Raw genomic sequence first — 12,319 nt, forward strand, 5'->3', positions numbered from 1 at the left:
GTCAGGCCGGCCGCGACAGCTGGTGCACGTACTCGTACTGCGCTGTGTTGATGGTCGAGACGCGGTACTCCACCGGCTTGTCGCCGAAGGTGAGCGCGGTGCGCCGCACCTCCATCACCGGCGCGCCCTGCGCCACCCCGAGGATGCGCACCACGCTGCGGTCGGCCGTCATCGCGCGAGCGCGTTCGCGCGCCAGCGTCACGGTGATGCCGAACTCGGTCTGGTAGAGGTGGTAAATGGTGCTCGGCCGGTCGCGAAAACGCTTCTCGGTCAGCCCCTTGAAAAGCATCGCCGGCAGCGTGAGCCGGTCGTGGATCACCGCCCTGCCCTGCAGCAGCAGGCGGTTGTCGATCTGGATGGCCGGCTCGCCGGTGCGCAGGCCCAATGCCTGCGCGGGCTCTTCTTCCATGCGCACGCGCTCGAAGGCGACGAACTCCACCTGCGGCGCTTGCCTGAGGCCATCGCTGCGCTCGACGTGGAAGAACTGGAACATGAAGCGGTCCGAGTTGTGCACCGCAACGAAGGTGCCGCGCCCTTGGCGCCGCACGAGGATGTGCTCGGCCACGAGGTCGTCGGTTGCATGGCGCAGCGTGCCGATCGATACGCCGAGCGCTGCCGCCAGTTCGCTCTCGCTCGGCAGCGTGCTGCCCGCCGCGCAGCGCCCCGATTCGATGGCGCGCAGCAGCGAGCGCTTTCACGAGCCGGTAGAGCGGCGCGCCTCCCGCATCGGGCGGAATCGGTTCGAACGCGGACAGGTCGGTCGAGCGTGGCATGGCGCGATTGTTCGACCACATCGCGATTCATTCAAGTCATCCATATGACCTGTTTGACACCCGGAGACACGCACTCGGACACTGGCCCGGCTGCAAATTCTCAGCGAGTCACAACAGGAGACAACGATGATTCATTTCGTTCTGCACGACGCGAAGGACACGGTCGCGGTCGTGGTGGTGGAAGGCGTGAAAGCCGGCATGTCGCTCACCGGCTGGATCATGGACGAGGACCGGATGACCAGCGTCGATGCGCGCCAGGACATCCCGATCGGCCACAAGGTCGCACTCAAGGACATGGCCACCGGCGACACCGTGTGGAAGTACGGCATCGACATGGGCAAGGTGGTCGCGCCGATCAAGGCGGGCGAGCACGCGCACGTCCAGAACATCAAGACCAAGCGCTGGTAAGCAGCCGCCGCGCTTCGCCAACTTTCATCACCCACGCATCCGAAAGCACAGCATGTCCATCATTTCCAAAGACACCACCTTCCTCGGCTATCGCCGCGAAAACGGCCGCGTCGGCGTGCGCAACCACGTCATCATCCTGCCGCTGGACGACCTCTCCAACGCCGCCGCCGAAGCGGTGGCGCACAACATCAAGGGCGCGCTCGCCATTCCGCACCCGTACGGCCGCCTGCAGTTCGGCGCCGACCTGGAGCTGCACTTCCGCACGCTGATCGGCGCGGGCTGCAATCCGAACGTGGCGGCCGTGGTCGTCATCGGCATCGAGGACAGCTGGACGCAGAAGGTGGTCGACGGCATCGCCGCCACCGGCAAGCCGGTGGCCGGCTTCGGCATCGAGGGCCACGGCGACCACGACACCATCCTGCGCGCGAGCAAGGTGGCGCGCGAGTTCGTGCAGAACGCGAGCGAGAAGCGCCGCGAGCCCTGCGGCATCCACGAGCTGTGGGTCTCCACCAAGTGCGGCGAGAGCGACACCACCTCGGGCTGCGGCTCCAACCCCACGGTGGGCAACGCCTTCGACAAGCTCTACGAGACCGGCAACACGCTGGTGTTCGGCGAAACCTCCGAGATCACCGGCGGCGAGCGCATCGTGGCCGACCGCTGCCGCACGCCCGACGTGAAGGAGCGCTTCATGTTCATGTTCAACCGCTACCAGGAGATGATCAACCGCCACAAGACCAGCGACCTCTCCGACTCGCAGCCGACCAAGGGCAACATCGCGGGCGGCCTCACGACCATCGAGGAAAAAGCGCTCGGCAACATCCAGAAGATCGGCAAGAAATGCCTGGTCGACGGCGTGCTCGACAAGGCCGAGGTGCCCACCGGCCCGGGCCTGTGGTTCATGGACTCGTCCAGCGCCGCGGCCGAGATGGTCACGCTGTGCGCCGCCTCGGGCTACGCGGTGCACTTTTTCCCCACGGGCCAGGGCAACGTGATCGGCAACCCGATCCTGCCGGTCATCAAGATCTGCGCGAACCCGCGCACCGTGCGCCTCATGAGCGAGCACGTGGATGTCGACACCTCGGGCCTCCTGCAGCGCGAGATGACGCTCGACCAGGCCGGCGACCAGCTGCTCGAGTGCATGCTGCGCACCGCCAACGGCCGGCTCACCGCGGCCGAGGCGCTGGGCCACCGCGAGTTCGTGATGACGCGGCTGTACGAATCGGCTTGAGCGCGCCATGAAGCGCATCGTCATTGCGGAGTTCATGGACGCCGCCGCGGTCGCGCAACTGCGCGCGCGGCACGACGTTCTCTACGACGTGGCCCTGGTGGACGACGGCGCCCGCCTGTACCGCGAAGCCAAGTGGGCCAACGCCCTCATCGTTCGCAACCGCACGCAGGTGCGCGGCGAACTGCTCGATGCAATGGCCCAGTGCACGGTGGTGGGCCGGCTCGGCGTGGGGCTGGACAACATCGATGTGGCGGGCTGCGAGTCGCGCGGCATCCGCGTGATTCCGGCTACGGGCGCGAATGCGTTGAGCGTGGCGGAGTACGTGATCGCGAGCGCGATGCTGCTGCTGCGCGGCGCCTATGCATCGACAGCGGATGTCGCCGCGGGCCGGTGGCCGCGCAACGCGCTTTCCAACGGGCGCGAGCTGTCGGGCAAGACGCTCGGGCTGGTCGGCTTCGGCGCGATCGGGCAACTGACGGCGCGGCTCGCCAGGGCGCTGGGCATGCGCACCGTGGCGTTCGACGCGATGATGGATGCGGGCCATCCGGCCTTCGCGGAAAACGGCACGCAGCCGCTCGGCCTCGATGAACTGGTGGCGCAGGCCGACGTGGCGAGCCTGCATGTGCCGCTGGTCGATGGCACGCGCAACCTGTTCGGCGCGGCGCGCATCGCGGCGATGAAGGGCGGCGCGGTGCTCATCAACACTTCGCGCGGCGGCATCGTCGACGAAGCCGCGGTGGCGCTCGCGCTGCGCGAAGGCCGGCTCGGCGGTGCGGCGCTCGATGTGTTCGATGCCGAACCGCTCGCGGCCAGCGCGCACTTCGAAGGCTGTCCCAACCTGCTGCTGACGCCGCACATCGCGGGCGTGACGGCCGAATCGAACGAGCGCGTGAGCAGCCTGATCGCGCAGAAGGTGCTGGAGGCGCTCGAACCATGACGATGCTGAGTCTTCAGGAAGCACGGCGGGCCGTGGCCGAGACCTTGCGCGCAGCCGGCGCCAACGAAGCGATGGCCACGGCCACCGCGCGCGCGCTGGTGCTGGCCGAGGCGCAAGGCCTGGGCTCGCACGGCCTCGGCCGCGTCGCCCAGTACGCCACGCACCTTCGCAACGGCCGCGTCAACGGCGATGCGGTGCCGACGCTGCGCCGCGAGAAAGGCGCCGCCGCGCTCATCGATGCGCACGAAGGCCTCGCCTTCGCCGCCTGCGAGATGGCGGTGGCCGAAGCGATCGCCCGCGCGCGCGACTTCGGCATCGCCATCGCGGGCGTGACCGACAGCCATCACTGCGGCGTGGTGGTCGATCACCTCCGCGCTGTGGCCGACGCGGGCATGGTCGGCCTGGGCTTTGCGAACTCGCCGGCTGCGATGCCGGCGGCGGGCGGGCGTCATCCGATCTTCGGCACCAACCCGGTGGCGGCGGTGTTTCCCCGTCGCGGCACGCTGCCGCTGATGATCGACCTGAGCCTTTCGGAAGTGGCGCGCGGCAAGGTCATGGTCGCCGCCAAGCAGGGCAAGCCGATCCCGCTCGGCTGGGCCGTCGACTGCGACGGCCAGCCAACCACCGATGCGCAGGCCGCGCTCGAAGGCGCGATGCTGCCCATCGGCGCCGCGAGCAGCCCCAAGGGCGCGATGCTGGCGCTGGTCGTCGAGCTGCTGGTCACGGCGCTCATCGGTGCGCAGTTCGGCTTCGAAGCCTCGAGCTTCTTCGAGGATGCGGGCAACCGGCCGCGCATCGGCCAGGCCTTCATCGTCATCGACCCTGGCGCGCTGGCGGGCTCGGCGAGCTACCTCGACCGCGTCGAGGTGCTGGTGGCCGAGATGCTGCGCGACGACGGCGTGCGCCTGCCCGGCGCGCGGCGCGAAGACCTGAGACGCCGTGCGGAAGCCGAGGGCATCGAGGTGCCCGACGCGCTGCTCGCGCAGTGGCGACGGTAGACCCCGAGAGGCGCCGCAGAGCGCCAACTCCCCCGAACACAACAACAGGAGACAACACGATGAAACGACGTGAATGGATGCAAGGCGCCGCCGTTTTGGCGGCGACCGGCTCGCTGGGCATGCCGATGCTTGCGAGAGCACAAGGCGGCGACTACCCGAAGCCCGATGCCACGCTGCGCTACGTGGTCCCGTTCCCGGCGGGCGGCCTCACCGACGTGATGGCGCGCCAGATCGGCCAGCAGCTCGGCGAGCGCTGGAAGGTCAGCGTGCTGGTGGACAACCGCCCGGGCGGCAACGGCCAGATCGGCGCCGACCTCGTGGCCAAGGCGCCGCCCGACGGCAACACGCTGCTCGCGATAACGCTCACGCACGCGGCCAACGTGACGCTGTTCCCGAAGTCGCCTTTCAACTTCCAGAAGGACCTGCGCCCGGTCGCGCTGATCGCCGGCAGCCCGATGCTGATCGTGGTGCCGGTGGCCAGCCCGATCCAGGACCTGAAGGGCCTGATCGCCGCGGCGAAGGAGCAGCGCAAGCTCAACGCCGGTTCGAGCGGCAGCGGCACACCGCCGCACCTGACGCTGGCGCTCTTCAACGACCTGAACAAGTCCGCCATCCAGCACGTGCCCTACAAGGGCGGCGCGCCCTGCATGACCGACCTCATCGGCGGACAGCTCGACGTGGTGTTCTCGAACATCCCTGAGTCGATCCCGCATGTGAAGGGCGGCAAGCTGCGCGCGCTCGCCATCGCGAGCAAGGCGCGCTATCCGCTCCTGCCCGACGTGCCGACGACGGCCGAGGCCGGCATGCCCACGCTGCAGGTGGAGAACTGGACAGGGATGATGGCGCCGGCCGGCATGCCCGATGCCGCGGTGCAGAAGCTGGGCGCGGAGGTGATGAAGATCCTCGCGCAGCCCGGCCTGGAGGAGCGCATGCGCCAGCAAGGCTTCGTGATCGATGCGCGCGGGCCGGAGCGCTTCGCGCCCTTTCTCACCGAGGAGATCGCGCGCTGGGCGCACGTCATCAAGGCGGCGGATATCCAGCCGAGCTAGCGTTCAGCCGCGCAGCACCTGCGCGGTGTGGCGAGCGATGACCGCCTCTTCGTCGGTGCGCAGCATCCAGGCGCTCACGGGGCTCTCGGGCGTCGTGAGCCGCGCATGGCCCGCGCCGTTGGCGGCGGCATCGACGTGCACGCCGAGCCAATCGCATTCTTCGAGGATGCGCTCGCGCAATGCCGCGGCGTTCTCCCCGATGCCACCGGTGAAGATCACCGCATCGACACCGCGCAGCGCGGCGGCGAGGCTGCCCATGTGCTGCACGACCTGCTCGGTGAAATGCGCGATCGCCTCGGCGGCTTCGGGTGCGGTGGAGGCTTCGAGCTCACGCATGTCGCTCGAGACACCCGAGAGGCCGAGCAGCCCCGATTCGCGGAACAGCAGCGTCTCGACCTGCTCGGCCGACATGCCGTGCGAGCGCATGAGGTACAGCACGACAGCCGCATCGAGGTGCCCGCAGCGCGTGCCCATCGTCAGGCCGTCGAGCGGCGAAAAGCTCATCGTCGTCGCGACCGAACGCCCCTGCGCCATCGCGCACATCGAGGCGCCATTGCCCAGGTGCGCGACGATCACACGCTTGTCCGCCAGCTCGGGCGCAAGACGCGTGAACTGCGCAATGATCGATTCGTACGAAAGCCCGTGGAATCCATACCGCCGCACGCCCGCATCATGCAATGCGCGTGGCAGCGCGAAGCGGCGATTGACCTCGGTCTGCGTCGAATGAAAAGCGGTGTCGAAGCACGCCACCTGCGGAACGCCATCGAAAGCCTTCATCGCGGCACGCACGCCCGCGAGGTTGTGCGGCTGGTGCAGCGGCGCGAGCGGTTCGAGCGCGGCCAGCTCGGCGAGCACCGCATCGTCGATGCGCACCGGCGCCACGAAATTCACGCCGCCATGCACGATGCGATGGCCGACCGCGGCGATGCGGTCATCGCCACCGCCTTGCTGCGCATGCCATTCGAGCAGCTCCGCGAGCGCGCCCTGGTGCGAGCGCCGGTCGCCATCGAGCGCCGCATCGTGCAGCGTGCGACCCTCCGCATCGCGCACGCGCAGCCGTGCCTTCAGCCCGCCGCCGAGCCCATCGGCCTGCCCCGACCAGCGCGCGGCCGGCAGCGCATCGCCGTCGCCGGCGGCCGCGAACAGCGCGACCTTGATCGACGACGACCCGGCGTTCAGCGTGAGCAGCGATTCGGTCAGACGTAGTCCTTGTACTTGTCCAGGAAGCGCACCGGCTTGGAGAGCGCGTCGCGGCGGAACGGGTCGCCCAGCTCGCGGGTGCACATGATCTCGATCACGCAGGTCTTGCCTTCGTTCATCTGCATGTCGATGGCCTTCTTGAGCGCGGGGCCCACGTCTTCGAGCTTGTCGACCACGATGCCCTCGGCGCCCATCGCCTTGGCGATGCCCGCAAAGCTTTCGCTTTCGAGCTCGCCCGCGACGAAGCGGCGATTGTAGAAATCGACCTGGTTCTTCTTCTCCGCGCCCCATTGACGGTTGTGGAAGACCACGGCGGTCACTGGAATGTCGTGGCGCACGGCCGTCATGATTTCCACCATGCTCATGCCCCAGGCGCCGTCGCCGGCATAGGCCACGGCCGGCCGGTCGGGCGCGGCGCACTTGGCGCCCATCATGGTCGGCAGCGAGTAGCCGCAGTTGCCGAAGCTCATCGGCGCGAAGAAGCTGCGCGGCTCCTCGAAGCGCAGGTAGCTGTTGGCAATCGCGTTGATGTTGCCGATGTCGGTGGAGACCATCACGCGCGGCGGCATGGCCTTCTCCAACTCGCGCAGCACCTGACGCGGGTGCAAGTAGGTGCCGCCGGTCGGCGTCTTCTCGCCCTTGGCTTCCTCGATGGCGTCGAGGCTGAACTGGTCGCGCTCGTGGGTCCATTCGTCGAGTTCTTTTTCCCACGCGGCTTTTTCGGCCTTGATCTTGTCGGCGCGCTCGGCCTTGGTGGCGTCGCAGGCGAGCGTCTTGCCCTGCAGGCGCTTGAGCAGTTCCTTGGCAGTGGCCTTCGCATCGCCGTGGATGCCGACGGTGATCTTCTTCACCAGCCCGAGGTTGGTGTGGTCGGCCTCGACCTGGATGATCTTCGCGTCCTTCGGCCAGTAGTCCATGCCGTGCTGCGGCAGCGTGCCGAACGGGCCCATGCGCGAGCCGAGCGCGAGCACCACGTCGGCCTGCGCGATGAGCTTCATCGCGGCCTTCGAACCCTGGTAGCCGAGCGGGCCAGCCGACAGCGGATGGCTCGCGGGGAACGAGTCGTTGCGCAGGTACCCGTTCGCCACCGGCGCGCCGAGGCGTTCGGCCAGAGCCTTGCATTCCTCGACCGCATCGCCCATCACGACACCGCCGCCCGAAAGAATCACCGGGAACTTGGCCGAGGCCAGCAGTTCGACCGCGGCGTTCAGGCTGTTCTCGCCGCCCGCGCCGCGCTCCACGCGCATCGGCTTCGGGATCTCGGTGGTGATCTCGCCGTAGAAGTAGTCGCGCGGAATGTTGAGCTGCGTCGGGCCCATCTCGGAGATGGCGCGGTCGAAGCAGCGCGCCGTGTACTCGGCCATGCGCTTGGGGTTGTTCACATGGCCCTGGTACTTGGTGAACTCCTGGAACATCGGCAGCTGGTTGGCCTCCTGGAAGCCGCCGAGGCCCATGCCCATCGTGCCGGTCTCGGGCGTGATCATCACGACCGGGCTGTGCGCCCAGTAGGCAGCCGCGATGGCGGTCACGCAGTTGCTGATGCCGGGGCCGTTCTGGCCGATCACGAGGCCGTGGCGGCCCGAGACGCGCGCATAGCCGTCGGCCATGTGCGCGCCGCCCTGCTCGTGCACCACCGGAATCAGGCGGATGCCGGCGGGCGCGAAGATGTCCATCGCGTCCATGAAGGCCGAGCCCATGATGCCGAAGATGTCGGTCACGCCATTGGCGACCATGGTCTCGACGAAGGCCTCGGAGGGCGTCATCTTCTGCACGCCGGTGACGGCTTCGCGGGCGGGTGCTGCTGGTTTCTTCTGGCTCATGGAAGGCGTCTCCTGATGGGAATGAGGCGGGGTCGGGCGGGATGCTGAAGCTCGAAAGTCGGAACTGCTTGTTCCGAATTTCTTTCCGGCGGAATATAGGACGGCAATGCCGTGGCGTCAAACAATTTACAAAAATCGGTACGCCTTGTCTTGTTTTTTGTAAAACAACTATGATCCGCCGCATGAAGATCGTCAAAGGCCTTTCCTCTGAAGCGCGTCCGGAAGCGTCCGAACCGGCGGGCGACACGCCCACCATGCGCCTCTTCGGCCTGCTCGAAGTCATGGCCGCCAAGGACCAGCGCTACTCGCTGCAGGGCCTCGTCGAAGAGACCGGCCTGCCCAAGCCCACGCTGCACCGCATGCTGCAGCAGCTCGAAGCCGCGGGGCTCCTGCAGCGCGAAGGCGACGGGCGCCACTACGGCATCGGCACGCGGCTTCGGCGCCTGTCGGAGAACCTGCTCTTCAACGACAGCCTGCACGGCGCGCGCCACACGGTGCTGCGCCAGCTGGGCGAGGAGATCGGCGAGAGCTGCAACCTCACCTCGCTCTCGGGCAGCGAGGTCGTGTACCTGGACCGCGTGGAGACCGCCGCGCCGCTGCGCTTCTACCTGCATCCGGGTTCGCGCGTGCCGGTGCATTGCTCGGCCAGCGGCAAGATCTTTCTCTCGCAGATGAGCGCGGCGCAGCGCCGAAGACTGCTGTCCAACGCGCCGCTCGAAACGTACACCGCCAAGACGCTGACCGACCCCGCCGCGCTCGAGAAGGAAGTGCAGCGCGTGCGCAAGGACGGCTTCGCGATCGACAACGAGGAGTTCCTGCCAGGCCTGCTCTGCATCGCCGCGCTGGTGCCTTCGGGCGACGAGGCGCCCTCGAACCTGTGCATCGCGGTGCAGGCGCCGATCATGCGGCTCGACGCCGCGAAGGCCAAGACGCTGCTGCCCGCGCTGCAACGCGCCGCGCTCGCATTGAGCCGCATCGACACCGAAGCGGGCAACGACCGCGCCTCGGCCTGATCCCTCCGTTTTTTTTCGAAAGCCCACCGTGACCGATACCGCAGACCTGCGACCCGACCGCATGCTGAGCGTGCGCGAGGTGTTCGGCATCGACACCGACCTGCAGGTGCCCGCCTTCAGCGAGCGCGACGACCACGTGCCGGAGGTCGATGCGGTGTACCGCTTCAACCCCGACGTGACGCTCGCGATCCTCGCGGGCTTCACGCGCGACCGGCGCGTGATGGTGCAGGGCCTGCACGGCACGGGCAAATCGACGCACATCGAACAGGTGGCCGCGCGCCTGAACTGGCCTTGCGTGCGCCTGAACCTGGACGGCCACATCAGCCGCCTCGACCTCGTGGGCAAGGACGCGGTGGTGCTGCGCGAGGGCCAGCAGGTCACCGAGTTCCAGGAAGGCATCGTGCCGTGGTCGCTGCAGCGGCCGGTGGCATTGATCTTCGACGAGTACGACGCGGGCCGGCCCGATGTGATGTTCGTCATCCAGCGCATCCTGGAGCGCGACGGCAAGTTCACGCTGATGGACCAGAACAAGGTGCTGCGACCGCATCCGTTCTTTCGGCTGTTCGCGACCGCGAACACGGTGGGCCTGGGCAACCTGAACGGCCTGTACCACGGCGCGCAGCGGCTCAACCATGCGCAGATCGACCGCTGGAACATCGTCGCCTCGCTCAACTACCTGCCGCCCGATGAAGAAATCGCGATCGTGCAGGCGCGCGTGCCCTCGCTCGCCGACGACGCGGGCCGCAAGCTCGTCGCGGCGATGGTGGCCGTGGCCGACCTCACGCGCAAGGGCTTCGCGGCAGGCGACCTCTCGACGCTGATGTCGCCGCGCACCGTCATCACCTGGGCCGAGAACGTCGAGATCTTCAAGGACCCGGCGCTCGCGTTCCGTCTCTCCTTCGTCAACAAGTGCGACGACGCCGAGCGGCCGCTCGTGGCGGAATACTTCCAGCGCTGCTTCGACCAGGAGCTTGCGGAGTCGCACCAGTTCGGCCGTCCAGGATGATGCGGACTTTCTGTCGATCGACAAGAACCGTTCGGGCTGAGCTTGTCGGAGCCTTGCGCGGCTTCGACAAGCCCAGCGTGAACGGCTTGGGTTTCACCTTTCTAAACACCCACTGATATGAGCGATGCCCAGCGCCGCGTGCGGCAGGAGGAGCAGGTCGCCGAACTTTGCGCGGGCGTGGTGCGGGCCTTCAGCGGCGAGCGCGACCTGCACTTTCGCGGCAAGCGTTTGCACCGCGGGCGCGTGGCGCTGCCGTGGTTCGCGCCGCATCTGCATCCCTCGGCGGACACCGACGATTTCGCTTCGTTCCGCGGCGTGGCCGATGGGCTCGCACTGCGGCTCACCGTGTCCGATGCGGTGCTGCATGAAAGCCTTCGGCCCGAAGAGCCGGTCGAACGCATGCTGTTCGAAATGCTCGAGCAGTTCCGCGTCGAGGCGCTCGCGCCCGAGGTCATGGCCGGCATGCGCCACAACCTCCGGCACCGCCATGAACAGTGGTCGCTCGCCTTCCATCACTCGGGTCTGACCGACACCGCGCGCGGCCTGCTGCTCTACGCCGTCGCGCAGATTTGCAGGGCGCGCGTCAGCGGCCAGCAGGTGGTGGAAGAAACCGAAGACATGCTCGAGGCCACGCGCTTTCACTTGGCGCCGCTGATCGGCCACGCGCTCGCGGGCCTCCGACGTGATCGCGCCAACCAGGCCGCCTACGCCGTGCACGCACTCGCCATCGCGCGCACCGTCGCCGCGATGCTGCACGAGGCCGGCGAAGAAAGCCCCGACGCGCGCGACCCGCATGTGGACGACAAGCGCAGCGTGTTCATGCTCGTCGCCGACATGGACCGCGAGATCATCGAGCGCTTCACCACCGCCGAGTCGGGCCGCAGCGCGGTGATGGAAGAAGCCGGCGGCGCCTACCGCGTCTTCACCACCGCCTACGACCGCGAGCACGACGCGGCCGCGCTCGCGCGCAAGGAAGTGCTCGCCGACCACCGCGAAAAGCTCGACCGCCGCATCGCCGCCCAAGGCGTGAACATCGCGCGCCTCGCAAGAGAACTGCGCGCGCTGCTCGCCAACCCCACGCGCGACGGCTGGGACGGCGGGCAGGAAGAAGGGCTCATCGACGGCCGCCGGCTCGCGCAACTCGTCGCCTCGCCGACCGAGCGCCGCCTGTTCCGCACCGAGCGCATGGAGCCGGTGGCCGACTGCATGGTGACTTTTCTCATCGACTGCTCGGGCTCGATCAAGGAGCACGCCGAATCGGCCGCGATGATGGTGGACGTGTTCGCGCGTGCGCTCGAACAAGCAGGGGTGACCAGCGAGGTGCTGGGCTTCACCACCGGCGCATGGACTGGCGGACGCCCTCAGCGCGAATGGGTGCGCGCCGGCAGGCCTTCCCATCCCGGCCGACTCAACGAGCGCAGCCACCTCGTCTTCAAGGCCGCTGCCACGCCATGGCGCCGCGCCCGCCCCGCGATGGCCGCGCTGCTCAAAGCCGACCTGTTCCGCGAAGGCATCGACGGCGAGGCGGTCGATTGGGCCTGCCAGCGCCTGCGCCAACGCTCCGAGGCGCGCAAGCTGCTGCTCGTGATTTCCGACGGCTCGCCGATGGACAGCGCCACCCATCTCGCAAACGACGCGCATTACCTCGACCACCACCTGCGCGATGTGGTCGCGCGCCAGGAGCAGCGCGGCGACATCGAGATCGCGGGCATCGGCGTCGGGCTCGACCTGAGCCCGTACTACAGCCGCAGCCATGTGCTCGACCTGGCCACATCCACGGGCAACACGATCTTTCGCGAAGTGATCGACCTCATGGCGGGCCGCCACCGGCGTTGAAGCGAAGGCTGAGGCAGGGCTGAGGCTTTTCGGATTACATCCAAGTCCCGA

General features: G+C 68.1%; 11 protein-coding genes and 1 pseudogene. 8 read left to right on the plus strand and 4 right to left on the minus strand.

The features are described from left to right. Position 1 precedes the first annotated feature (1 nt). Both QF040_RS15325 and QF040_RS15330 read right to left on the minus strand, forming a co-directional pair. A complete protein-coding gene (locus QF040_RS15325; RefSeq protein ID WP_429611752.1) occupies positions 2 to 565 on the minus strand; it encodes a GntR family transcriptional regulator in 564 nt (187 codons plus the stop codon). Positions 566 to 577: 12 nt separating this feature from the next. Beyond that, positions 578 to 685, minus strand: a pseudogene (locus QF040_RS15330) (GntR family transcriptional regulator); the annotation flags it as partial. Positions 686 to 899: 214 nt separating this feature from the next. On the opposite strand from QF040_RS15330, the gene QF040_RS15335 reads away from it, so the two are divergent. Genes QF040_RS15335 through QF040_RS15355 form a run of 5 tightly spaced genes read left to right on the plus strand, consistent with a single transcriptional unit; the run spans position 900 to position 5,393 of the window. Then, the gene (locus tag QF040_RS15335; RefSeq protein ID WP_093238744.1) at positions 900 to 1,181 is read left to right on the plus strand and encodes a UxaA family hydrolase; all 282 of its coding nucleotides are present in this window, start codon (positions 900 to 902) and stop codon (positions 1,179 to 1,181) included. 52 nt (positions 1,182 to 1,233) lie between these two features. After that, positions 1,234 to 2,409, plus strand: coding sequence for a UxaA family hydrolase (locus QF040_RS15340; RefSeq protein ID WP_429611753.1), 1,176 nt, complete (start codon positions 1,234 to 1,236; stop codon positions 2,407 to 2,409). Between the two features lie 7 nt (positions 2,410 to 2,416). Then, positions 2,417 to 3,346 carry a hydroxyacid dehydrogenase gene (locus tag QF040_RS15345; protein ID WP_429611754.1) on the plus strand — a complete coding sequence of 310 codons (930 nt, stop codon included), beginning with the start codon at positions 2,417 to 2,419 and terminating at the stop codon, positions 3,344 to 3,346. Beyond that, entirely contained in the window at positions 3,343 to 4,344 is a 1,002-nt protein-coding gene (locus tag QF040_RS15350) for an Ldh family oxidoreductase (RefSeq protein WP_429611755.1), read from the plus strand. Before QF040_RS15345 ends, QF040_RS15350 begins: the two co-directional genes overlap by 4 nt. A 59-nt stretch (positions 4,345 to 4,403) precedes the next feature. After that, complete coding sequence (locus tag QF040_RS15355) at positions 4,404 to 5,393, plus strand: Bug family tripartite tricarboxylate transporter substrate binding protein (RefSeq protein WP_429611756.1); 990 nt, start codon at positions 4,404 to 4,406, stop codon at positions 5,391 to 5,393. Between the two features lie 3 nt (positions 5,394 to 5,396). On the opposite strand, the gene QF040_RS15360 is transcribed toward QF040_RS15355, so the two are convergent. Continuing rightward, complete coding sequence (locus QF040_RS15360; RefSeq protein ID WP_429614656.1) at positions 5,397 to 6,593, minus strand: acetate/propionate family kinase; 1,197 nt, start codon at positions 6,591 to 6,593, stop codon at positions 5,397 to 5,399. After that, positions 6,590 to 8,413 carry a sulfoacetaldehyde acetyltransferase gene (gene xsc, locus QF040_RS15365; RefSeq protein WP_429611757.1) on the minus strand — a complete coding sequence of 608 codons (1,824 nt, stop codon included), beginning with the start codon at positions 8,411 to 8,413 and terminating at the stop codon, positions 6,590 to 6,592. Before xsc ends, QF040_RS15360 begins: the two co-directional genes overlap by 4 nt. Before the next feature lie 170 nt (positions 8,414 to 8,583). Here xsc and QF040_RS15370 point away from each other — a divergent pair, with 170 nt between their 5' ends. The 3 genes from QF040_RS15370 to QF040_RS15380 all read left to right on the plus strand — a co-directional run bounded on the left by QF040_RS15370 (position 8,584) and on the right by QF040_RS15380 (position 12,268). Next, positions 8,584 to 9,426 carry an IclR family transcriptional regulator gene (locus QF040_RS15370; RefSeq protein ID WP_429611758.1) on the plus strand — a complete coding sequence of 281 codons (843 nt, stop codon included), beginning with the start codon at positions 8,584 to 8,586 and terminating at the stop codon, positions 9,424 to 9,426. A gap of 28 nt (positions 9,427 to 9,454) precedes the next feature. Beyond that, positions 9,455 to 10,432 carry an AAA family ATPase gene (locus tag QF040_RS15375; RefSeq protein ID WP_429611759.1) on the plus strand — a complete coding sequence of 326 codons (978 nt, stop codon included), beginning with the start codon at positions 9,455 to 9,457 and terminating at the stop codon, positions 10,430 to 10,432. A gap of 117 nt (positions 10,433 to 10,549) precedes the next feature. Continuing rightward, the gene (locus QF040_RS15380) at positions 10,550 to 12,268 is read left to right on the plus strand and encodes a cobaltochelatase CobT-related protein (protein ID WP_429611760.1); all 1,719 of its coding nucleotides are present in this window, start codon (positions 10,550 to 10,552) and stop codon (positions 12,266 to 12,268) included. Positions 12,269 to 12,319 lie beyond the last annotated feature (51 nt).

Source organism: Variovorax sp. W2I14 (assembly GCF_050435205.1).
Taxonomy (GTDB): domain Bacteria; phylum Pseudomonadota; class Gammaproteobacteria; order Burkholderiales; family Burkholderiaceae_C; genus Variovorax; species Variovorax paradoxus_C.